Origin of the sequence: Salmonella sp. SJTUF15581, from assembly GCF_043356775.1 — a bacterium.
GTDB classification, from domain to species: Bacteria; Pseudomonadota; Gammaproteobacteria; order Enterobacterales; family Enterobacteriaceae; genus Salmonella; species Salmonella enterica.
Genome location: NZ_JBEUJY010000022.1, coordinates 37,414 through 60,675 on the forward strand (window position 1 = coordinate 37,414; position 23,262 = coordinate 60,675).

At 51.9% G+C, this 23,262-nt stretch carries 21 protein-coding genes and 1 pseudogene; 18 read left to right on the top strand and 4 right to left on the bottom strand.

Annotation, left to right across the window (positions count from 1 at the left end):
* Nucleotides 1-35: 35 nt before the first annotated feature.
* The 3 genes from ychF (at nucleotide 36) to ABVN36_RS23425 (ending at nucleotide 2,999) form a co-directional block, all read left to right on the top strand.
* Nucleotides 36-1,127: a redox-regulated ATPase YchF gene (gene ychF, locus ABVN36_RS23415; RefSeq protein WP_000505850.1), complete on the top strand. Its 1,092-nt coding sequence runs from the start codon at nucleotides 36-38 to the stop codon at nucleotides 1,125-1,127.
* A gap of 757 nt (nucleotides 1,128-1,884) precedes the next feature.
* Nucleotides 1,885-2,505: a hypothetical protein gene (locus tag ABVN36_RS23420; protein WP_000376815.1), complete on the top strand. Its 621-nt coding sequence runs from the start codon at nucleotides 1,885-1,887 to the stop codon at nucleotides 2,503-2,505.
* A 38-nt stretch (nucleotides 2,506-2,543) separates the two neighbouring features.
* Nucleotides 2,544-2,999, top strand: coding sequence for a hypothetical protein (locus ABVN36_RS23425; RefSeq protein ID WP_023138857.1), 456 nt, complete (start codon nucleotides 2,544-2,546; stop codon nucleotides 2,997-2,999).
* Between the two features lie 482 nt (nucleotides 3,000-3,481).
* Here the strand turns inward: ABVN36_RS23425 and ABVN36_RS23430 are convergent, their stop codons facing one another.
* Nucleotides 3,482-4,747 (bottom strand): DUF4427 domain-containing protein, encoded by a 1,266-nt coding sequence (locus ABVN36_RS23430; RefSeq protein ID WP_023138858.1) that lies wholly within the window; start codon nucleotides 4,745-4,747, stop codon nucleotides 3,482-3,484.
* Between the two features lie 494 nt (nucleotides 4,748-5,241).
* On the opposite strand from ABVN36_RS23430, the gene hyaA reads away from it, so the two are divergent.
* The 11 genes from hyaA to ABVN36_RS23485 all read left to right on the top strand — a co-directional run bounded on the left by hyaA (nucleotide 5,242) and on the right by ABVN36_RS23485 (nucleotide 17,196).
* Nucleotides 5,242-6,360 (top strand): hydrogenase 1 small subunit, encoded by a 1,119-nt coding sequence (gene hyaA / locus ABVN36_RS23435; protein ID WP_001058316.1) that lies wholly within the window; start codon nucleotides 5,242-5,244, stop codon nucleotides 6,358-6,360.
* Nucleotides 6,357-8,150: a Ni/Fe-hydrogenase large subunit gene (gene hyaB / locus ABVN36_RS23440; protein WP_000070982.1), complete on the top strand. Its 1,794-nt coding sequence runs from the start codon at nucleotides 6,357-6,359 to the stop codon at nucleotides 8,148-8,150. The genes hyaA and hyaB overlap by 4 nt, the downstream gene beginning before the upstream one ends.
* Nucleotides 8,151-8,168: 18 nt before the next feature.
* Nucleotides 8,169-8,900 (top strand): Ni/Fe-hydrogenase b-type cytochrome subunit, encoded by a 732-nt coding sequence (gene hyaC / locus ABVN36_RS23445; RefSeq protein ID WP_000147031.1) that lies wholly within the window; start codon nucleotides 8,169-8,171, stop codon nucleotides 8,898-8,900.
* Nucleotides 8,897-9,493, top strand: coding sequence for a hydrogenase 1 maturation protease (gene hyaD, locus ABVN36_RS23450; RefSeq protein WP_000993801.1), 597 nt, complete (start codon nucleotides 8,897-8,899; stop codon nucleotides 9,491-9,493). The genes hyaC and hyaD overlap by 4 nt, the downstream gene beginning before the upstream one ends.
* Nucleotides 9,483-9,887 (top strand): hydrogenase-1 operon protein HyaE, encoded by a 405-nt coding sequence (gene hyaE, locus ABVN36_RS23455; RefSeq protein WP_001262580.1) that lies wholly within the window; start codon nucleotides 9,483-9,485, stop codon nucleotides 9,885-9,887. Before hyaD ends, hyaE begins: the two co-directional genes overlap by 11 nt.
* Nucleotides 9,884-10,732, top strand: a complete 849-nt coding sequence (locus tag ABVN36_RS23460) for a hydrogenase expression/formation protein (protein WP_000063377.1) — start codon at nucleotides 9,884-9,886, stop codon at nucleotides 10,730-10,732. The genes hyaE and ABVN36_RS23460 overlap by 4 nt, the downstream gene beginning before the upstream one ends.
* A gap of 74 nt (nucleotides 10,733-10,806) precedes the next feature.
* A complete protein-coding gene (gene appC / locus ABVN36_RS23465; protein WP_023138859.1) occupies nucleotides 10,807-12,351 on the top strand; it encodes a cytochrome bd-II oxidase subunit 1 in 1,545 nt (514 codons plus the stop codon).
* Nucleotides 12,352-12,362: 11 nt separating this feature from the next.
* The gene (appB, locus tag ABVN36_RS23470) at nucleotides 12,363-13,499 is read left to right on the top strand and encodes a cytochrome d ubiquinol oxidase subunit II (RefSeq protein WP_000888110.1); all 1,137 of its coding nucleotides are present in this window, start codon (nucleotides 12,363-12,365) and stop codon (nucleotides 13,497-13,499) included.
* Between the two features lie 12 nt (nucleotides 13,500-13,511).
* Entirely contained in the window at nucleotides 13,512-13,601 is a 90-nt protein-coding gene (gene cbdX / locus ABVN36_RS23475; RefSeq protein WP_000270301.1) for a cytochrome bd-II oxidase subunit CbdX, read from the top strand.
* A gap of 394 nt (nucleotides 13,602-13,995) precedes the next feature.
* Entirely contained in the window at nucleotides 13,996-15,270 is a 1,275-nt protein-coding gene (locus ABVN36_RS23480; protein ID WP_001526439.1) for a Glu/Leu/Phe/Val dehydrogenase, read from the top strand.
* Between the two features lie 213 nt (nucleotides 15,271-15,483).
* Complete coding sequence (locus ABVN36_RS23485) at nucleotides 15,484-17,196, top strand: alpha,alpha-trehalase (RefSeq protein WP_000612818.1); 1,713 nt, start codon at nucleotides 15,484-15,486, stop codon at nucleotides 17,194-17,196.
* A gap of 62 nt (nucleotides 17,197-17,258) precedes the next feature.
* Here ABVN36_RS23485 and ABVN36_RS23490 read toward each other — a convergent pair whose 3' ends face one another.
* Nucleotides 17,259-17,513, bottom strand: a complete 255-nt coding sequence (locus ABVN36_RS23490) for a GlsB/YeaQ/YmgE family stress response membrane protein (RefSeq protein WP_000511323.1) — start codon at nucleotides 17,511-17,513, stop codon at nucleotides 17,259-17,261.
* A gap of 168 nt (nucleotides 17,514-17,681) precedes the next feature.
* On the opposite strand from ABVN36_RS23490, the gene ycgR reads away from it, so the two are divergent.
* Nucleotides 17,682-18,416 (top strand): flagellar brake protein YcgR, encoded by a 735-nt coding sequence (gene ycgR, locus ABVN36_RS23495; protein ID WP_000017415.1) that lies wholly within the window; start codon nucleotides 17,682-17,684, stop codon nucleotides 18,414-18,416.
* Nucleotides 18,417-18,429: 13 nt separating this feature from the next.
* Here ycgR and emtA read toward each other — a convergent pair whose 3' ends face one another.
* The gene (emtA, locus tag ABVN36_RS23500) at nucleotides 18,430-19,041 is read right to left on the bottom strand and encodes a membrane-bound lytic murein transglycosylase EmtA (RefSeq protein ID WP_000776974.1); all 612 of its coding nucleotides are present in this window, start codon (nucleotides 19,039-19,041) and stop codon (nucleotides 18,430-18,432) included.
* 170 nt (nucleotides 19,042-19,211) lie between these two features.
* Between emtA and ldcA the strand changes: the two genes are divergently transcribed.
* On the top strand, nucleotides 19,212-20,126 hold the full coding sequence (ldcA, locus tag ABVN36_RS23505; RefSeq protein ID WP_023138860.1) for a muramoyltetrapeptide carboxypeptidase: 915 nt from the start codon (nucleotides 19,212-19,214) through the stop codon (nucleotides 20,124-20,126).
* A 96-nt stretch (nucleotides 20,127-20,222) separates the two neighbouring features.
* Complete coding sequence (locus ABVN36_RS23510) at nucleotides 20,223-21,956, top strand: potassium/proton antiporter (RefSeq protein ID WP_000338376.1); 1,734 nt, start codon at nucleotides 20,223-20,225, stop codon at nucleotides 21,954-21,956.
* A gap of 61 nt (nucleotides 21,957-22,017) precedes the next feature.
* On the opposite strand, the pseudogene alr reads toward ABVN36_RS23510, so the two are convergent.
* A pseudogene (alr, locus tag ABVN36_RS23515) lies at nucleotides 22,018-22,494 on the bottom strand (alanine racemase); the annotation flags it as partial.
* A gap of 55 nt (nucleotides 22,495-22,549) precedes the next feature.
* Here alr and ABVN36_RS23520 point away from each other — a divergent pair.
* Nucleotides 22,550-23,247 (top strand): IS1 family transposase gene (locus ABVN36_RS23520; protein WP_223367361.1). Its coding sequence is split into 2 segments (ribosomal slippage): nucleotides 22,550-22,799 and nucleotides 22,799-23,247, totalling 699 coding nucleotides; the frame shifts between segments, so codons are not numbered across the junction.
* Nucleotides 23,248-23,262: the final 15 nt, after the last annotated feature.

Here is a 23,262-nt window from a genome sequence, read left to right on the forward strand (position 1 = left end):
AGGTTGATTATTAAGATATTAAGGTGAGTTAAATCATGGGATTCAAATGCGGTATCGTCGGTCTGCCCAACGTCGGGAAATCCACCCTGTTCAACGCGCTGACAAAAGCCGGTATTGAAGCGGCAAACTTTCCGTTCTGCACTATCGAACCGAATACCGGTGTCGTGCCGATGCCCGATCCGCGTCTGGACCAGTTGGCTGAGATTGTTAAACCGCAACGCATTCTACCAACCACGATGGAGTTCGTGGATATCGCCGGTCTGGTAAAAGGCGCGTCCAAAGGCGAAGGGTTGGGTAACCAGTTCCTGACCAATATCCGTGAAACTGAAGCTATCGGTCACGTGGTTCGCTGCTTTGAGAACGACAATATCATCCATGTGGCGGGTAAAGTAAACCCGGCAGAAGATATTGATGTTATCAATACCGAACTGGCGCTGGCTGACCTCGATACCTGCGAGCGCGCTATCCATCGCGTACAGAAGAAAGCCAAAGGCGGCGATAAAGACGCCAAAGCGGAACTGGCCGCGCTGGAAAAATGCCTGCCGCACCTGGCCGAAGCGGGGATGCTGCGTTCGCTGGACCTGACGGACGAAGATAAAGCGGCTATCCGTTATTTAAGCTTCCTGACGCTGAAGCCGACAATGTATATCGCTAACGTCAATGAAGACGGTTTTGAAAATAACCCGTATCTGGACCAGGTTCGCGAAATCGCCGCCAAAGAAGGTTCGGTCGTGGTTCCGGTGTGTGCCGCCGTCGAAGCTGATATTGCTGAGCTGGATGATGACGAGCGCGACGAATTTATGGCTGAACTGGGTCTGGAAGAGCCGGGGCTGAACCGCGTTATTCGCGCGGGTTATCGCCTGCTGAACCTCCAGACCTACTTTACCGCCGGGGTGAAAGAAGTTCGCGCATGGACCATTCCGGTTGGCGCAACCGCGCCGCAGGCAGCAGGTAAAATCCATACCGACTTCGAAAAAGGCTTTATCCGCGCCCAAACTATCGCCTTTGACGACTTTATTACCTATAAAGGTGAACAAGGCGCGAAAGAAGCCGGTAAGATGCGAGCGGAAGGCAAAGATTACATCGTTAAAGATGGCGATATAATGAACTTCCTGTTCAACGTCTAATTCGTTTCTGTTGCCTCATGAGGTTTCGCTGAATCTCATAAGAATCACAAAAAGCTATAAAATCCACGCCATTGCGTGGATTTTTCATTTCATAATGTCTCAACTCATCTCGTAACAATGCTGTCAAAAATGAGTACAACAGTCTTCCATCTTCATTTTAAGTAAGTACTAGAACGGTATAATAAATAAACAAGGCCCCGTTATGCTCACCGATACGCAATGCCGCACTGCCAGGGCCATAGTGTGAATGTTGTTTCGTCTAAGGTTTTGACTCTATACCAGCGAAAAGCTTTTTAGAAAGGTATAGATACCGTATGGCCTGTTTGTGTTAACTCATATCACAGTATCGCACATAGCCTCAGATCTTGTTCAGGCGTTCCCCCTACACTCACCACCGAGGAGCTTAGGCCAACTTCATGAACTATAAAACTATAATCATTTTGCAATTCTGAAACTAAATATAATTTGTGATTGCACTGCCATTAATTTAATACGCATAATGAATGAATAAAAAATCATTAAAATCGTAGACTGTAATACTCCAGAATCGCGTGAAGGAATTCATATTAAAATATTGAGATGATTTTTTAACAAAGAATCAACTCTGTTTGCTCTGTGACTATAGAGAAATACCGAAAGTTTTATTTTAGATCAAATCCAACCGGTTGAACGCACTATCATCAAATTTATATTGACATTCATTAATAATAGTAGAATAGTGACCATGGAAATTTCGGTAGATATACAGGATGATGCCGTGGATAGTTTTATTTCTAATTTAATCATTTTCTTATTTATTGCCTTTTTGATAGCATTTTTTATATTCACACAAAGAATAAAAGCTAAAGCAATAAATAAAATTGACAATAGTTTGACGCTTTACAGCATTATCTTTAACAAGGGCGTTCAGGACCATGTCACATCTCCTCAGAATATCATATCACATTTAAAAATCGATCGTTTTTACCCGTTGGTCACTTACCTCCCTGCAATCCCACTCTTTTGTCTTGTTTTATATTGCCTGGAAGGCTTGTCATTAGCAATATTAACAATTTCCATCATTGCATTACTTTCATTTGCTGCATTGAGTCTTACAATCTCACTTGATATATATGAAAATGCTATTGTTCATAATACTTTGCTAAGGAAAAGAGTCTTTTTATTTAGCCAACTTGACTCTATTGATGAAAAAATAGACTATGACGGTGTTCCAAACACAAAAGAAGAAGCGCTAATGTATCCAAGATATTATGCCATAGTAAAAAATGGGCGAGTCATCTTTTGCATACCGAAAACACTTAGCAATTACTCCAGTTTCAAAAAAAATTTCAAAGAATCGTCTATGTTTATAAAAGAAATAATAGGCAACGAATATTAACCAGATAATTAACCCATTATTTATCAGGAAGGTATAAAATGTTTCAGAATTCAGGCGAAGTGATTATGTACTTCGGTTGTTTTTTATTTTCCTTACCATTTATTCTTGTTTTAATCAGAAAAGTGCTTTTTTTTGTTGGGCTACCATATAATTTTCTTCATAGCCACAAAGCAGGTGTCGCTTTTGGATTGCTACTTATATATGGACTTATCATCGCATACATAGGGCAGTCGTATAAAGACAGGATCTGCAATGATGTGATGCTTTCTTATTATGAACAAGGTATAAATTATTCTGAGCTAACGCCATCGCAGAGAATAAATATATTATATGCGAGTATTCATATGCCTATAGATTTCAAAAAAGGTAACGACGTCTCTAAGTACTTACCTGCGTTAGAAAAATACACATACCAATCAAAAATATATAAACATAAATCAATAGAAGAGGCCAAAGAAGAGACAAATCAATTTATGAAAACATTCACACAATAATTATACACACTGCATACCAAGCCACAAGTGCGGTAAACACATCGACCTTTGGTGTATTGGTGTACATTAACACTAAGAGCCGATCCCACCAGGCGTTATTGGCGCAGCCAGTTTGGACACGGACAGCGCGCAAAAACCGGAGCGTACACGTAGTACGTGAGGATTGACTCGCTACGCTCGCCCTTCGGGCCGCCGCTAGCGGCGTTCAAAACGCTAACGCGTTTTGGCGAGCACTGCCAGGTTCAAAATGGCAAGTAAAATAGCCCTAATGGGATAGGCTCTAAGCGTCAATCCCTCTTACATAGTTATAGCAGCGCACCAGGTACAATGCATTGATACTTAAAGACTGGTGTAGAAATTCATAATTGGAAACATCGAAGATTCAGGGTTTTCGTCAGAGATCGGGCCAGGATCAATCTGGCCGGGATCTCAAAAATGCATGGAACTAAAACGAGTCTATTTACAGTAAGTTCTTTTCTTAATTACCAGTCGACATTCACTGTATGATTATAAAAAGGATGCTGGTCCTTTAGCGGCGTCTCATAACTTGGGATCGCATCATAATCATCTTTTCCCCAAACGGAATACCTTCCCGCTTCGATATCAAAACGATGTTTTAGCCATCCCGCAATATGACTTGCGAAAGCTTCTTTTCTTCTTAATGGCCAATCAACAGAAGCCAAATTAACATCTAATAAGTACCGCCCTTCTTTATTAACGTTGATCATTCCAGCCTGCAGTAACGCCCGTACCACCTGGGATTGGTTATCATGAATCCAGACCCAAGCATTTCCAAATTCCATTGCATAACTATCATTTAGAAAATCTTTTTTTGAGTATAATTCATTTACATAATCATTGATAGAATCAGCATAATTTTTTACTTTAGATGCAGATAAATCAAAAAAAGATTCAAATCCGAAAGTATTATCATTAATACAAGACAGTAACGCGCCCGGTTCCGAGAGCTGGGTCCATGATTGTAAACTCTCTACAGCTATAATGAATTTGAAAGTATTTCTTCCAATGACACCCCGGTCAATTAAAGTTAAAATATCGTGAGCTACGGTAGAGATATCTTCTGCAAATGGGACTATTATTCCCGCACCACTTATTTCGCTTGATCTAAAATCAAACCCTGGGGTACTTTCAATGTTTTCCGGAATACCATACTCTTTAATATGATTAAGGAAATTTTTAATATCGCCACGATATGGCCATCGCCATTCGCGTTCATGTGTCCAGTCAATCTTACCTGGAACATAAGTAACATATCTATATTGTTCAATCAAAGGAAGAGCAGTTTCATCAAGAATACGTTCCCCGTTTCTGCCTTGCGAGCATCGAGCATTGTTATGCTCATCCAACCCATATATGACTGGCCTTGCCCCATAATTAAACATTTGCTCTTTAGGTAAAACGATTGCATATAAACCGATTTTTTCATTTCGTTCTAATCGGCGAACACCAGTTTCTAAATAAGCTGCAATCGGCATATCTGTAAAGCATACCACCGGGGAGTCACCATATACGGTTCGTTGCCCATTTCGGTATGACCAGGACGAGAAAATTTTATGACTGCGTAAAGATAATCGAAGTAAATATTTAGCATCAATGAAACAGGCGTGGTGCTGATTATTAAAACCACAGTGTTCAGGCAAATAAATATGGCTACCGGTCTCTAAATTAACGTCCCGAAAAAAATGAATCAAATAATCGGATAAGTCAAATCTGATGTTATTTTTCATGGGGCGCCCTCTTTCAAATGGTCTCTTTTTTGCATTCCTTTAAAACCAGCACCATCATTTTATATAAAAATCATCACGAAGTATGCTTCTTTTAACGATGACATCAAACCCTCCCTCCTTTTGCGTCAACTTACGTATCCCTGAAATGGCGAGACCAGGCTAAATCTACCCGAGGTTGCTCACTGAAAACCTCATCCTGGAACAAGCTCAACCGTCCTTCCCCGCCACGGCCCTTTCGCCGAAAAACCGATAATGGGTATAAATATACCGCTATAAGCTATACCCACACACTTCACATTGTTTCTTATCGTTAATCCGATACGCTTTTTTTACATTATTTCTGGCGATATACGCCGGTGCAAAGTGAATCGGGCTCGTTTCCGCGCTCGCGCGTAACCCAATGATTTGCCTTGCTGGCGGAACGTCAACGGACCCGCAAAAGCGCCTTATGCCCCTGGCGGAGCGTGGTGCAAAAAGGAGAAAAAATACGCGTTATGAATAACGAGGAGACCTTTTATCAAGCCATGCGTCGTAAGGGAGTGACCCGACGCAGCTTTCTCAAATTCTGTAGCCTTGCCGCCACATCGCTGGGACTGAGCGCCGGAATGACGCCAAAGATCGCCTGGGCGCTGGAGAATAAACCGCGGATTCCGGTGGTCTGGATTCATGGACTGGAATGCACCTGCTGTACCGAATCCTTTATCCGTTCCTCGCACCCGCTAGCCAAAGATGTGATCCTCTCGCTGATTTCCCTCGATTATGACGACACCCTGATGGCCGCCGCCGGCGCACAGGCCGAAGAAGTCTTTGACGATATTACCACTCGCTACGCCGGGAAATACATTCTGGCGGTGGAAGGCAATCCACCGTTAGGAGAACAAGGGATGTTCTGCATCAGCGGCGGTCGCCCGTTTATTGAAAAACTGAAGAAAGCCGCCGCGGGCGCCAGCGCTATTATTGCCTGGGGAAACTGCGCTTCCTGGGGTTGCGTCCAGGCCGCCCGCCCCAATCCAACCCAGGCAACGCCTATCGATAAAGTGATCACCGACAAGCCGATCGTGAAAGTCCCTGGATGTCCGCCAATCCCGGATGTCATGAGCGCCATTATCACCTATATGGTGACGTTTGATCGTCTGCCGGAACTCGATCGCATGGGCCGTCCACTGATGTTCTACGGTCAGCGTATCCACGATAAATGCTACCGCCGCGCCCATTTTGACGCCGGTGAATTTGTCGAGAGCTGGGATGATGACGCCGCCCGCAAGGGATACTGCCTGTACAAGATGGGCTGTAAAGGGCCAACCACCTATAACGCCTGCTCCTCCACACGCTGGAATGACGGCGTATCCTTTCCTATCCAGTCCGGTCACGGATGTCTGGGATGTTCAGAAAATGGTTTCTGGGATCGCGGCTCGTTTTATAGCCGCGTGGTGGATATTCCCCAGATGGGTACCCATTCAACCGCCGATACGGTGGGGCTGACCGCGCTGGGCGTGGTCGCGGCGGGCGTTGGCGGTCACGCTGTCGCCAGCGCGCTCAACCAACGTAAACGCCACAAACAACAGTTAGCGCAAGCCGAACAACAGCCGGACAATGAGGATAAACAGGCATGAGTAACCAGTATCAAACCCAGGGTTATACCGTTAACGACGCCGGCCGTCGTCTGATCGTGGACCCGATTACCCGCATCGAAGGGCATATGCGCTGCGAAGTGAACATTGATGAGCAAAACGTCATTACCAATGCCGTTTCCTGCGGCACGATGTTCCGCGGGCTGGAGATCATTCTGCAAGGCCGTGACCCGCGTGACGCCTGGGCGTTTGTTGAACGTATTTGTGGTGTATGTACCGGGGTACATGCTCTGGCATCGGTGTACGCTATCGAAGATGCGATTGGTATCCAGGTGCCGGATAACGCCAATATTATACGTAACATCATGCTGGCTACGTTGTGGTGTCACGATCATCTGGTCCATTTTTATCAGTTAGCCGGTATGGACTGGATTGATGTTCTGAATGCGCTGAAAGCCGATCCGCGCGCCACCTCGCAGTTGGCGCAAAGCCTTTCCGCCTGGCCGATGTCATCGCCGGGCTACTTCTTTGACGTACAAAATCGATTAAAGAAATTTGTCGATGGTGGCCAGCTTGGGATATTCCGTAACGGCTATTGGGGACATCCACAGTACAAACTGTCGCCAGAGGCTAATCTGATGGGGTTTGCCCACTATCTTGAAGCCCTCGACTTCCAGCGCGAGATCGTCAAAATCCATACCATATTTGGCGGTAAGAACCCCCATCCTAACTGGATCGTCGGCGGAATGCCGTGCGCGATCAATCTCGATCAAAGCGGCGCGGTCGGGGCTATCAATATGGAGCGCCTCAACCTGGTGCAGTCGATCATCACCCGCACCGCCGACTTCATTAACAACGTGATGGTTCCGGACGCGCTGGCTATCGGCCAGTTCAATAAAGCATGGAGTCAAATTGGCACCGGTCTGTCGGATAAATGCGTGCTGAGCTACGGCGCATTTCCGGACATTGCCAACGACTTCAGCCAGCAAAGCCTGTTAATGCCGGGCGGCGCGGTGGTCAATGGCGATTTTAAAAATGTCATGCCGGTAGATTTGGCCGATCCGCAGCAGATACAGGAGTTTGTGGATCACGCCTGGTACCGCTATCCGGACGATCGGCTGGGGCGTCATCCTTTTGACGGCATTACCGATCCCTGGTACAACCCGGGTGATGTCAAAGGCAGCGATACGCATATCCAGCAGCTCAACGAGCAGGAACGTTACTCCTGGATTAAAGCGCCGCGCTGGCGGGGTCATGCCATGGAAGTCGGCCCGCTTGCCCGAACGCTTATCGCGTACCACAAAGGGGATGCCGCCACCATAGAGTCGGTAGATCGCATGATGTCCGCCCTTAAACTGCCGCTCTCCGGTATCCAGTCTACGCTTGGCCGTATTTTATGCCGCGCGCACGAAGCGCAATGGGCCGTCGGTAAGCTGCAGTATTTTTTCGACAGGCTTATGACCAACCTGAAAAACGGCGACCTGGCCACCGCCAATACCGAGAAATGGGAACCGGCCAGTTGGCCGCAGCACTGCCGCGGCATCGGTTTTACCGAAGCGCCTCGCGGAGCGTTGGGACACTGGGCGTCAATACGCGATCAGAAGATTGAACTCTATCAGTGCGTGGTCCCCACCACCTGGAACGCCAGCCCGCGCGATCCTAAAAAACAGATCGGCGCCTATGAAGCGGCATTGATGGGAACGCAAATGGCGATTCCCGACCAACCGTTAGAAATCCTGAGGACGCTGCACAGCTTCGACCCCTGCCTCGCCTGTTCAACCCACGTGCTCGGCGACGACGGCAGCGAACTGATTGCCGTCCAGGTACGCTAAGCGTTAAGGAAAAGAACGATGACTGGAAAGCTATCTCCACGCGTCGGGGAGGCGCGTGATACTGCCGTCAGCCACTATGTGTTTGAAGCGCCGGTACGCCTGTGGCACTGGCTAACGGTGGCCTGCATGTTGGTACTGATGGTAACAGGCTACTTCATTGGCCGACCGCTGCCGTCGGTGAGTGGCGAGGCGACCTATCTGTTTTATATGGGCTATATCCGGCTGATCCACTTTGCCGCCGCGATGATCTTTACCGTGTTACTGCTGGGGCGAATTTATTGGGCCTGTGTCGGCAACCGCTATTCACGAGAGCTGTTTATCGTCCCGGTCTGGCGTCGCAGTTGGTGGCAAGGCGCTTTCTCCGTGGTCCGCTGGTATCTGTTTCTGGAGAAAAAACCGGGGAGCGACATCGGACATAACCCTGTCGCGCAGGCCGCGATGTTCGGCTATTTCCTGTTGTCGGTATTTATGATCCTCACCGGTTTCGCTCTGTTTGGGGAGCATAGCCAGTACGCGATCTTTGCGCCGTTCCGCTATGTGGTTGAATTTTTCTACTGGACCGGCGGCAACTCCATCGATATTCACAGCTGGCACCGACTGGGCATGTGGCTGATCGCCGCCTTCATCGTCGGGCACGTTTACCTCGCTATCCGGGAAGACATTATGTCCGACGATACGGTGATCTCCACCATGATCAATGGCTATCGCAGCCATAAATTCCCCAAACCGCACGACAAGGAGCCCTCATGAATGCGCAACGCGTAGTGGTGATGGGGTTAGGAAACCTGCTGTGGGCCGATGAAGGATTCGGTATCCGGGTCGCGGAGCGTTTGTATGCCCGATATCACTGGCCTGAAGAGGTAGAAATTGTGGACGGCGGTACGCAAGGGCTAAACCTGTTAGGTTATGTTGAGCAAGCCAGCCATCTCCTGCTCCTTGACGCGATCGATTACGGCCTGGCGCCGGGCAGCCTGCGAACCTATGCCGGCGAGAAAATCCCCGCGTATCTCAGCGCCAAAAAAATGAGCCTGCATCAAAACAGTTTTTCCGAAGTTCTGGCGCTGGCCGACATCCGCGGGCATCTGCCCTGTCACATAGCTCTGGTCGGCCTGCAACCGGCGCTACTGGACGACTACGGCGGTAGCCTGAGCGAAATAGCTCGCGGCCAGCTACCGGCGGCGGAACAGGCCGCCCTGGCGCAACTGGCCGCCTGGGGGATCGTACCGCAGGCAAACGAGGTCGCACGCTGCCTGAACTATAAATGCCTGTCGATGGAAAATTATGAGGGAGTGCGCATACGTCAGTATCAGACACGTCTGGAGGGCAAAAGAAGTGGCGAATGACACCCCGTTCTCTGCGCTATGGCAACGCCTGTTAACCCGTGGATGGCAACCGGTAGAGGCTTCCACGGTAGACGACTGGATCAAACGGGTTGGAGATGGCGTCATCCTGTTAAGTAGCGATCCGCGGCGTACGCCGGAAGTCAGCGATAACCCGGTGATGATTGCCGAACTCCTGCGTGAGTTCCCGCAGTTTGACTGGCAGGTGGCGGTGGCCGACCTTGAACAAAGCGAAGCTATCGGCGATCGCTTTAATGTTCGTCGGTTTCCGGCGACGTTAGTTTTTACAGACGGCGAGCTACGCGGCGCGCTCAGCGGCATTCATCCCTGGGCTGAACTGCTCACGCTGATGCGTTCGATGGTTGACACTCCCGCAGCGCAGGAGACAGTACAATGAGCAACGCCTTTTTTCATCTGCTGGGGCCAGGTACGCAGCCTGATGACGCCAGTTTCTCGATGAATCCCTTACCGCTCACCTGTCAGGTCAATGGCGACCCAAGTATGGCGGCGCTGGAGCGCTGCGCTCACAGCCCGGCGGTGATGGCATTGTTGACCGATCTGCGAGGTCAGCTTGCCCGGCGCATCCCGGAAGTCGGCGACGTGCTGGGATGGGAGTTATCTCCCCTGAATGCCGATGATCTCTCATTCCTCAATACGCTATTGGGCGAAGGCGAAGTCTCGGTACGCATTCAGCATCCGGACGGGAGTGAAAGCGAGATCCAGGAGACCATCTTCTGCGGCCTGTGGCGGGTACGCCATCTGCATAACCGACGTCTGCTGACGGATCGTCTGGAAGCGGGTAGCGCGCCCCTGACATTATGGCAAGCGGCGACTGCCGATACGCTGCCTGACGACTCTCTGCTGCCTCCGCCTGTCGCTGGCCTGATGAATGGACTGCCGCTGGCCCATGAATTATTGGCGCACGTACGCGATCCGGCGTTGCAACCTCACAGCATCAATTTGACCCAACTGCCGCTCAGCGAGGCCGATCGTCTTTTTCTGGCGCGTTTATGCGGACACGGGAACATCCAGATTCGCATCTCCGGGTATGGCGAAAGCCAAATCAACGCCACAGCATTGCGCCATCTCTGGCATGTGCGCTGTCTGGACGCCCTTAAAGGGCCGTTGCTCGATAGCTATGAGATTTGTCCTTTGCCGGAGCTGGTACTGGCGGCCCCGGAAGATCTGGCCGATTCGCGCCAGCGCCTGGATGAAGTCTGCCGATGGCTGGAGACGCGCTAGCGCTCTCAACAGGAACGTCACCGGTGTCCGGTACTGATTAGCTTTTTACTCTCTTTCTGCCTACAGGAGTTAGCATGTGGGATGTCATTGACTTATCGCGCTGGCAGTTTGCGCTGACCGCGCTGTATCACTTTTTATTTGTTCCTCTTACGCTTGGGCTGATTTTTTTGCTGGCCGTCATGGAGACGATCTATGTGGTGACGGGGAAAACCGTCTACCGCGATATGACGCGTTTCTGGGGCAAGCTCTTCGGGATCAATTTTGCTCTCGGTGTGGCTACCGGCCTGACCATGGAGTTTCAGTTCGGGACTAACTGGTCGCTCTATTCCAACTATGTGGGCGATATTTTCGGCGCGCCGCTGGCGATGGAAGCGTTACTGGCCTTCTTTCTCGAATCCACTTTTGTCGGCCTGTTCTTTTTCGGCTGGCAGCGGCTGAATAAATACCAACACCTGCTGGTCACCTGGCTGGTGGCCTTCGGCTCCAATATTTCAGCATTATGGATTCTGAATGCCAATGGCTGGATGCAGCATCCTACCGGCGCTCATTTCAACATCGATACATTACGGATGGAAATGAGCAGCTTCAGCGATCTGGTCTTTAACCCGGTGAGCCAGGTGAAATTCGTCCATACCGTCATGTCCGGTTATGTCACCGGCGCCATGTTTATTATGTCCATCAGCGCCTGGTATCTGCTACGTGGCCGCGAGCGTGAAGTGGCCTTGCGCTCGTTTGCTATCAGCTCAGTATTCGGCACCCTGGCCATTCTGGGAACCCTGCAACTGGGGGACAGTTCGGCCTACGAGGTCGCCCAAATTCAGCCGGTGAAACTGGCGGCGATGGAAGGCGAATGGCAAACCGAACCCGCGCCCGCGCCGTTTCATCTGATTGCCTGGCCGCAGCAGGAACAGGAGCGTAATGCGTTTGCCGTGAAGATCCCTGCTCTGCTGGGTATTCTGGCCACCCATTCGCTGGATACGCCAGTTCCGGGGTTAAAAAACCTGATGGACGACACTCTGCCGCGCCTGAAGCGTGGCCGGGAGGCTTGGCTACTCATGCAGGAGATAGCGCAAGGCAATCGCTCGCCGCAGGTGCTGAATGCGTTTCACGCCGTTGAGGGCGATCTGGGGTACGGCATTCTGCTGGCGAAATATGCCCCGGATATGAACCATGTGACGCCGGAGCAATATCGTGCGGCCCAGCGTGGCGCTATTCCTCAGGTGGCGCCGGTGTTCTGGAGTTTCCGTATTATGGTCGGCTGCGGTTCGCTGCTGTTAGTGGTGATGTTGATTGCGTTGATACAGACGCTGCGAATGCGTATCGACCAGCATCGCTGGGTATTGCGTATGACGCTGTGGAGCCTGCCGTTACCGTGGATTGCCATTGAAGCCGGTTGGTTTATGACGGAGTTTGGCCGTCAGCCTTGGGCGATTCAGGACATTCTGCCGACCTGGTACGCTCACTCCGCGCTGACGCCGGGCCAGTTGGCCTTCTCAATGGGGCTTATCCTCGGGCTTTACACCCTGTTTTTAATCGCGGAAGTCTATCTGATGCAGAAGTACGCGCGTCTTGGGCCGAGCGCCATGCAACATCAACAACAAGCGCAACAACAGGGATAAAGGAGACAATCATGTTGGATTATGAAACGTTGCGGTTCATTTGGTGGCTGCTGATCGGCGTCATCCTGGTGGCATTTATGGTAACTGACGGGTTTGATATGGGTGTCGGTTGCCTGCTCCCGCTGATAGCGCGCAACGATGACGAACGCCGGGTATTGATCAATAGCGTCGGCGCCCACTGGGAAGGAAACCAGGTATGGTTGATTCTCGCGGGCGGGGCATTATTCGCCGCCTGGCCACGGGTCTATGCCGCCGCGTTTTCCGGTTTTTATGTGGCGATGATCCTGGTGCTGTGTGCCCTCTTCTTTCGCCCGCTGGCCTTTGATTATCGGGGTAAAATCGCCAATGCCCGCTGGCGCGCGCTGTGGGATACCGGTCTGGTTATCGGCAGCCTGGTGCCCCCAGTCGTATTCGGCATCGCGTTCGGCAACCTGTTTTTAGGCGTGCCGTTTGCCTTCACGCCGCAGCTTCATGTTGACTATTTTGGCACCTTCTGGCAGTTACTCTCGCCCTTTGCCCTACTGTGTGGATTATTGAGTCTGTCGTTGGTGATTATGCAAGGAGGCGTCTGGTTACAGTTGAAAACGGAGGGCGTTATTCGTCAACGGGCTCTGTCGGCCACCCGCCACAGCGCGCTGCTGATCGTGATCTGCTTCCTGCTGGCCGGTTACTGGCTGTGGGCCGGCGTTGATGGCTTTGTCTTACTCACGCAGGATGCCAACGGCCCTTCCAATCCGCTCTTAAAAGGCGTGGCGATACTCCCTGGCGCATGGATGAACCACTTTATACGCTCGCCGCTACTGCTCATCATCCCGTTGCTCGGTATGATCCTGCCGATTCTGGCTTTCTATGCCTGCCTTCGCGGTCAGACTATTCGTGGATTTCTGTTCGCTTCCCTGACCCAGGCCTGCGTCATCTTTACCGCCGGAATAACGCTATTTCCTTTTGTGATGCCGTCGAGTGTTAGTCCTCTCTCCAGCCTGACGGTGTGGGACAGCACCTCCAGCCAGATGACGCTCGAAATCATGCTGGTGATTGTGCTGATTTTTCTGCCGATCGTACTGCTCTATACGCTATGGAGCTATTACAAAATGTTGGGGCGTATCAACCTGGAGACCCTCCGCCGCAACGATCATGAACTTTATTAGGGAGCGGGAGCGATGTGGTATTTACTGTGGTTTGTCGGCATTCTGCTGATGTGCTCACTGTCGACGCTGGCGCTGGTATGGCTTGAGTCGCGTCAACAATAAAGAGGTAAACCGGGGCCAGCGCCGTCTGACTCCGGTTATTTTTATCTTTTTACGCGCCTGGCGAAGACGTTTCCCCGCCGACAGGACGACATAACATTGATACATGTCGTTATCATAACGTTTACTTTTAGAGGTGCGTCATAATTATGACAAATAGCCGCCTTGCACATATTGCGCATATTTAAGCAAATAATTGCATAATTAGCGATATATCACCTCTTATAACGGATAGTTAACCACTTCTCATCCAAAAACATAACGAAAATCCAACTGCCTGCCATTTTTGATCTGAGTTAATTGTTTAAAAAAGTGTTAAATTTATCGCTACATGGTGTGATCTACTATGTACCACGGTCAATTAAAGAACATATTACTTTTATCACTAAGGTTTATCATGGATAAGTTATCTTACGCTTCAGATAGCAGCACATCTGCCTGGAATACCTACCTGCAACAAATCGAGCGTGTGGCCCCTTATCTGGGCGAGTTATCCCCCTGGGTGGATACTCTGCGCCACCCAAAACGCGCTCTGATCGTCGATATTCCGGTACAAATGGATGATGGCACTATTCGTCATTTCGAAGGATATCGCGTGCAGCACAACCTCTCCCGAGGTCCGGGTAAAGGCGGTGTTCGCTACCATCCTGACGTTGATCTCAATGAAGTGATGGCCCTGTCAGCATGGATGACCATCAAATGTGCCGCGCTGAATCTGCCGTACGGCGGCGCCAAAGGCGGCATCCGCGTCGATCCGTTCTCGCTGTCGGAAGGTGAACTGGAGCGTTTGACCCGCCGCTATACCAGCGAGATCGGCATTATCATCGGGCCGCAGAAAGATATTCCTGCGCCGGATGTCGGCACCAACGGTAAAGTGATGGCCTGGATGATGGATACGTATTCCATGAATCATGGCACGACGGTCACTGGCGTCGTCACCGGTAAGCCTATCCATCTTGGCGGTTCGCTGGGCCGTGAAAAAGCGACGGGGCGCGGCGTTTTCGTCAGCGGGCTGGAAGCCGCGCGTCGGGCGAATATCGCCGTTGAAGGCGCTCGCGTTGCGGTTCAGGGTTTTGGTAACGTCGGCAGCGAAGCCGCGCGTCTGTTTGCAGGCGCTGGCGCCCGTGTCGTGGCGATTCAGGATCATACCGCAACGCTGTTTAACGCCACCGGTATTGACATGAAGGCGCTCACGGCATGGCAGACAGAACACAAACAGATAGCCGGTTTCCCGGGCGCGGAAACTATCGCCAGCGATGCGTTCTGGCGTCTGGAGATGGATATTCTGATCCCGGCGGCGCTTGAAGGCCAGATAACTCGTCAGCGCGCGGAAGCCCTGACGTGTAAGCTGGTGCTGGAAGGGGCTAACGGCCCGACCTATCCGGATGCTGATGATGTTCTGGCCAGCCGTGGTATCCTTGTGGTGCCTGACGTGGTCTGTAACGCAGGCGGCGTAACCGTCAGCTACTTCGAATGGGTACAAGATATGGCCAGCTTCTTCTGGAGCGAAGAAGAGATCAACGCGCGCATGGACAAAATCATGACCGACGCGATCGTCCATGTCTGGGAGAAAGCGGCTGAGAAATCCTGTTCTCTGCGCACCGCAGCCTATATTGTCGCCTGTGAGCGCATTCTGTTGGCCCGTAAAGATCGCGGTATCTATCCGGGTTAAGGCTACAAGTTATTGCGCTAAAATCCACGTCCCGGCGTGGATTTTTTGTCTGTATACCCCGTTTTCCACGCGCGCGCCGATAAATTCTGTCTCAATAAAATGTCTGTTTGTTCGCAAAATAGCGGTTCAATCACGCGTATCTGGTCATCGTAGACTAAGGTTTTGTCATGGTAAATGCCGTTGGCTTTGGCTCACCGCTAAGGAGATAACTTGATGATACCCCCAGAGATTCGCCGTTCTGTTCTACTACAGAAAGCCATAAAACTGGCGCTGGCAGGGACGCTGCTGACGTTTGCATCGTTTTCGGCGACTGCCGCAGACCCGTCTTCCGACACTGAAACTCCGCAGCCGCCGGATATTTTGCTTGGCCCGCTCTTTAATGATGTCCAGAATGCAAAACTCTTCCCCGATCAGAAAACCTTTGCTGACGCCATACCTAATAGCGATCCGCTCATGATTCTTGCGGATTATCGTATGCAGCGGAACCAGTCCGGCTTCGATTTGCGTCATTTTGTTGATGTTAACTTCACCCTGCCGAAAGCGGGTGAAAAATATGTCCCGCCTGCCGGGCAGTCATTGCGTGAACATATTGATGGCCTGTGGCCGGTGCTGACCCGTTCAACTAAAAACGTCGAAAAGTGGGACTCGCTCTTGCCGTTGCCTGAATCCTATGTCGTGCCGGGTGGACGATTCAGAGAGATTTACTACTGGGACAGCTATTTTACGATGCTGGGGCTGGCGGAAAGCGGGCACTGGGATAAGGTGGCGGATATGGTGGCGAACTTTGGTTACGAAATTGACGCCTGGGGGCATATTCCCAACGGCAACCGTACCTACTACCTGAGTCGTTCGCAGCCGCCTTTCTTTGCGTTTATGGTTGAGTTACTGGCGGAACATGAAGGTGACGATGCGCTGAAAGAATACCTGCCGCAACTGCAAAAAGAGTACGCCTATTGGATGGAGGGCGTTGAGACATTGCAGCCAGGGCAACAAAACCAACGCGTCGTCAAACTGGAAGACGGCAGCGTTCTCAACCGCTACTGGGACGATCGGGATACGCCCCGCCCTGAATCCTGGGTTGAAGATATCGCTACCGCCAAAAGCAACCCCAACCGCCCGGCAACGGAGATCTATCGGGACCTCCGATCTGCCGCCGCCTCCGGCTGGGATTTCAGCTCCCGCTGGATGGATAATCCGCAGCAGCTCAGTACCATTCGTACCACCACGATTGTCCCTGTCGATCTTAACGCTCTGCTGTATCAGCTGGAGAAAACCCTCGCCCGCGCCAGCGCTGCGGCGGGCGATCGGGCCAAAGCCTCGCAATATGACGCGCTGGCCAACGCGCGGCAAAAAGCCATTGAAATGCATCTGTGGAATAACAAAGAGGGTTGGTATGCCGACTACGATCTGCAGAACAATAAAATCCGCAACCAACTCACCGCTGCCGCGCTGTTCCCGCTCTATGTAAACGCCGCCGCGAAAGATCGCGCCGCGAAAGTGGCGGCGGCGGCCCAGGCGCATCTGCTACAGCCTGGCGGGCTGGCTACCACCTCGGTTAAAAGCGGACAGCAGTGGGATGCGCCAAACGGCTGGGCGCCGTTACAATGGGTCGCTGCCGAAGGATTGCAAAATTATGGGCAGGATGACGTGGCAATGGAAGTCACCTGGCGCTTTTTAACCAATGTGCAGCACACCTACGATCGCGAGAAAAAACTGGTCGAAAAATATGACGTCAGCAGTACCGGAACCGGCGGTGGCGGCGGCGAATATCCCCTTCAGGACGGCTTTGGCTGGACCAACGGCGTGACGCTGAAAATGCTCGATCTGATTTGTCCGCAGGAAAAACCGTGCGATAGCGTACCGTCTACTCGTCCGGCATCGTTAAGCGCAACGCCGACAAAAACGCCGTCTGCAGCGACGCAGTAACGCGTGTTTATAGTAGGTTGACCCGGCGCTGACCGGGTCAACGCTTACACGTTCTGCAGCGGTTAGCCGCGTCGCAGAAGGCGGAAAATCACCAGCACCACAATCGCGCCCACCACGGCGACCAGGAAACTGTGCAGATTAAAGCCGCTGATACTGCCGCCAATACCAAACATCGTCGCCAACCATCCGCCAACGACCGCCCCGACGATACCGAGAATACAGGTCAGGATAAATCCCCCGCCATCGCGCCCCGGCATAAGCAATTTGGCGATAACGCCGGCAATCAAACCAAAAACAATCCAGGCGATAATTCCCATTTGCGAACCCTCTTTCCAGTAAAAACGTTTTAAGTATAGGCAAAGTCGAGCGTCGCATTTCTGAACACTGATTTATCTCGCGGACATAAAAATTTATTTATCGCTATTAAGTTCTTTCTACCGATGCCGATAACCCAACGATAGTCTGCGTATCAGGGGTTATTTCGTGTGAGTGGTTACAATGAGCAGTTCCTGAAAAAAAATCCATTAGCGATATTAGGCGTGCTACGGGATTTAAATAAAAATCAGGTTCCACTGCGTATTTCATGGGCGCATGGTCAATTCATCAGTAAAATTTTGGCGGTAGACCCGGAAAAACTCATCGTGGATTACGGCAGCCAGGAATACGAAAATAGCGCCGTATTACGTGCCGGGCAGGTAGCCATTATCGCAGAAACGCAGGGCGCAAAAGTCGAGTTCACGTTGCCGCAACTCGTTACAGGTGAATATCAGCGGCTGCCGGCCTTTATCACGCCCCTGCCGTCGTCACTGTGGTTTGTCCAGCGCCGGGAGTATTTTCGTATTGGCGCGCCGCTGTATCCGCCTTATTACGGCGTCACCACGCTACCGGACACCCGTACGTTACGTTTTCGCCTGTTTGATCTTTCCCTGGGCGGCATGGGCGCGCTACTGGAATCCGCCATCCCCGACGGACTAATCGAAGGCGCACGCTTTTCGCAGGTTGAACTGAACATGGGGCCATGGGGGATTTTTCACGTTGACGCCCAGCTTATCTCCATCAGCGAGCGTAAGGTGATTGATGGGAAAAATGAAACGATCACCACTCCCCGCCTGAGCTTTCGTTTCCTTAACGTTAGCCCGGCGGTGGAGCGGGAGTTGCAGCGGATTATTTTTTCGCTTGAGCGCGAGGCCCGAGAAAGAGCGAATAAAGTGCGAGAATAATCTTCACGCTAAACTACATGGCGTCCAGCGCCTGCTGAAGCTTCCAGATATAGCGCGGCGCCTGCGGCGCGGGATGATTATCAACAACATGTTCAAAAAACTCGTCCGCATCCAGATCGTTAATTTTTTCTATCGCCTTCTTCCTGTCGGATGAAAAAGTACGCAATAACGCGCCTGCGCCGTTAGCATAAGAGACGACCAGCGCATATTGCATCACCTGCGGATCTTTGATGCCGGCCAGCGGCCCATTTTCCAGAATGCTCAGATACGCCGCGCCCATTGAGATGTTACGCTCAGGGTTTTTCAGCTCGCTGGTGGTCGGTTCGCCACGCCAGCCCATACGACGGTAAACGTCGCGCCCGGAGGTCGACGCCTTTAACTGCATCAGGCCAATCGCATTGGACTTACTGACCGCGTTAGGGTTGCCGCCGGATTCAATGGCGATAATCGCGGTGATTAAATGCGGATCAACCCCCCATGCCGCCCCGGCTTTTTCACTGATGGGCATCCACTGCATCGCACGCTTTACAGGCACTTCGGCATTCCACGGCGGATTCCTGTAATCCTGTTTTGAGCTACAGCCAGCCAGTATTACTACCAAAAAAGCAAACCATCTTAATTTCACGTCATCTATCCTTATAGCCGTAACTTATCTGCCGAAGAGGTCATACCGCCCCGGCCAGGCACTTAGGTTGCCTCCCTGGTGCGCATCCAGAAACGTCGCACAACGAGGGACATCGCCTAATATATGCGGCATGATATACATTTGCATTCTATTGTCAGCAAGGAATTACCATGTCTCTGTTTCATTTAATCGCCCCCTCGGGCTACTGTATTAACCAACAGGCCGCGTTACGCGGCGTTCAGCGCCTGACTGACGCGGGTCATCAGGTGGAGAATGACGAGGTGATTCGTCGCCGCTATCAGCGTTTTGCCGGTACGGACGCGGAACGGCTGGCCGATGTTAATTCGCTGGCCTCGCTAACTTCGCCGGATACGATCGTCATGCCGGTTCGCGGCGGCTATGGCGCCAGCCGCTTGCTGGATCGTATCGACTGGCAGGCGCTCGCCTCCCGGCAACAGCGCGATCCCTTACTGATTTGCGGTCATAGCGATTTTACGGCGATTCAGGCTGGACTCCTGGCGCAGGCCAATGTCATCACCTTTAGCGGTCCTATGCTGGCGGCAAATTTTGGCTCCGAAACGCTGAATACGTTCACCGAGCAACATTTCTGGCTGGCGCTACGCAAGGCGCAATTTACCGTAGAGTGGCAAGGCGACGGCCCTCAGTGCGACGTACAAGGCACCTTATGGGGCGGAAATCTGGCGATGTTGATTTCCCTTATCGGTACGCCCTGGATGCCGACTATCGATAAAGGAATTTTAGTGCTGGAAGATGTCAATGAGCATCCTTTCCGGGTGGAGCGTATGCTTTTGCAACTGGAGTACGCCGGAATTTTAAACCGCCAGAGCGCCATCGTTCTCGGCAGCTTTAGCGGCGCGGCGCCCAACGAGTATGACGCCGGCTATTCTCTGGAGAGCGTCTACGCGTTTTTACGTTCCCGTCTGTCCGTTCCGCTGATTACCGGTCTCGACTTCGGGCATGAACAGCGTACGGTGACGCTCCCTATCGGGGCAAACGCGACGCTTAAAAATACGCGCCAGGGGACTCAACTCACTTTATCTGGACATCCTACGCTGCAATTGTAAAAAAAGTCCCCGACAGGCTAAGTAAAACGCTGCCCTGGCCGTTATTATGTTAATGTTAAATAATACGAAGTCGTGTGAGTCAGGAGATATAAAACGTTGGATGCTGCAACAATTATTAGTCTATTTATTTTAGGTTCCATCCTTGTAACCAGCAGTATCCTGTTAAGTTCATTCTCATCGCGACTGGGTATCCCGATTCTGGTCATTTTCCTCGCCATTGGGATGTTAGCGGGTGTGGATGGCATTGGCGGTATTCCTTTCGATAATTATCCTTTCGCTTATATGGTCAGTAACCTGGCGCTGGCGATTATTTTACTCGATGGCGGCATGCGCACCCAGGCCAGCTCTTTCCGGGTAGCGCTGGGCCCCGCGCTGTCGCTGGCGACGCTCGGCGTACTGATCACGTCGGGGTTAACAGGTATGATGGCCGCCTGGCTGTTTCATCTGGATCTTATCGAAGGTCTGCTTATCGGCGCGATAGTCGGTTCTACTGACGCCGCGGCGGTCTTTTCTCTGCTTGGCGGCAAAGGGCTAAACGAACGTGTAGGCTCCACGCTGGAGATCGAATCGGGAAGTAACGACCCGATGGCCGTTTTTCTGACCATTACATTAATTGAGATGATCCAGAAACATGAAACCGGTCTGGACTGGATGTTTGCCGTCCATATTATCCAGCAGTTCGGTCTCGGTATTGTTTTTGGCCTCGGCGGCGGTTACCTACTACAGCAGATGATCAACCGTATTTCTCTGCCCAGCGGCCTGTATCCGATGCTGGCGCTCAGCGGCGGTATTCTGATTTTTGCTTTGACGACTGCGCTTGAAGGCAGCGGCATTCTCGCGGTCTATCTGTGCGGATTCCTGTTAGGAAACCGTCCGATTCGCAACCGTTACGGCATCCTGCAAAACTTTGACGGACTGGCCTGGCTGGCGCAGATCGCGATGTTCCTGGTTCTGGGGCTGCTGGTGACGCCTTCCGATCTGTGGCCGATTGCCGTCCCTGCGCTTATTCTCTCTATCTGGATGATTTTCTTCGCCCGCCCGCTGTCGGTGTTTACCGGCCTGCTGCCATTTCGCGGCTTCAATCTTCGGGAGCGCATTTTCATCAGTTGGGTCGGACTGCGCGGCGCGGTGCCGATTATTCTCGCCGTTTTCCCGATGATGGCCGGGCTTGAAAACGCTCGCCTGTTCTTTAATGTCGCTTTCTTTGTGGTACTGGTGTCGCTGCTCCTGCAGGGAACATCGCTGTCATGGGCGGCGAAAAGAGCCAAAGTGGTCGTGCCTCCGGTTGGCTGGCCAGTATCGCGCGTGGGGCTTGACATCCATCCTGATAATCCGTGGGAGCAATTCATCTATCAGTTGAGCGCCGACAAATGGTGCGTCGGCGCGGCGTTGCGCGACCTGCATATGCCGAACGAAACCCGCATTGCCGCGCTATTTCGCAATAATGAACTGTTTCACCCCACGGGTAGCACTCGCCTGCAGGAAGGCGACGTACTCTGCGTGATTGGCCGGGAGCGCGATCTGCCAGCGCTGGGCAAATTGTTTAGCCAGTCGCCGCCGGTTTCGTTAGATCAGCGTTTCTTTGGCGATTTTATCCTCGAAGCGAATGCGAAATTCGCCGACGTGGCGCTTATCTACGGGCTGGAAGAAGGAACGGAATACCGGGATAAACAACAAACCCTGGGTGAAATCATACAGCAACTGCTGGGCGCTGCGCCGGTCGTCGGCGATCAGGTGGAGTTTGGCGGCATGATTTGGACGGTAGCTGAAAAAGAAGATAACGTGGTACGCAAGATTGGGGTACGCGTCGCCGAAGACGAAGCAGAATAAGGTCGCCGGACAACGTCGACCCGCCCCCGGTGGACCGGTCGACGCCTTAGCCTGAATTAGGTTACGTTGTCACAAACGGCACGCGCGGCGCTACGGCGCACAGTAGCTCATAGCCCAGCGTGCCTGCCGCAGAGGCGACATCATCGACCTTAATTTCTTTGCCCCATAATTCAACCGGCGTGCCGATTCCCGCCTGCGGACACGGCGTCAAATCCACCGCCAGCATATCCATTGAAACGGTGCCTACTGTTCTGGTACGGATACCGTCCACCAGCACGGGCGTCCCGGTCGGCGCATGGCGTGGATAGCCATCGGCATAACCCGCCGCGACGATGCCAATGCGTTGTTCCTGAGTCACAGAATACCTTCCGCCATAGCCTACCCTTTCACCCACGCTCAACGTCTGCACGCCAATAATTTCGCTACTCAGCGTCATCACGGGTTTTAGTCCGGTATCGGCAATATCCCGCCACTGTCCTGACGGCGACGCGCCGTACAAAATAATGCCCGGCCTGACCCAGTCATAATGCGCCTGGGGGGTGATGCTGCCAACTTACTGATTTAGTGTATGATGGTGTTTTTGAGGTGCTCCAGTGGCTTCTGTTTCTATCAGCTGTCCCTCCTGTTCAGCTACTGACGGGGTGGTGCGTAACGGCAAAAGCACTGCCGGACACCAGCGCTATCTCTGCTCTCACTGCCGTAAAACATGGCAACTGCAGTTCACTTACACCGCTTCTCAACCCGGTACGCACCAGAAAATCATTGATATGGCCATGAATGGCGTTGGATGCCGGGCAACTGCCCGCATTATGGGCGTTGGCCTCAACACGGTTTTACGTCACTTAAAAAACTCAGGCCGCAGTCGGTAACCTCGCGCATACAACCGGGCAGTGATGTGATTGTCTGCGCTGAAATGGACGAACAGTGGGGCTACGTCGGTGCTAAATCACGTCAGCGCTGGCTGTTTTACGCGTATGACAGGATACGGAGGACAGTTGTGGCGCACGTTTTCGGTGAACGCACTCTGGCCACACTGGAGCGTCTTCTGAGCCTGCTGTCACCCTTTGACGTGGTGATATGGATGACGGATGGCTGGCCGCTGTATGAATCCCGCCTGAAGGGAAAGCTGCACGTAATCAGCAAGCGATATACGCAGCGAATTGAGCGGCATAACCTGAATCTGAGGCAGCACCTGGCACGGCTGGGACGGAAGTCGCTGTCGTTCTCAAAATCGGTGGAGCTGCATGACAAAGTCATCGGGCATTATCTGAACATAAAACACTATCAATAAGTTGGAGTCATTACC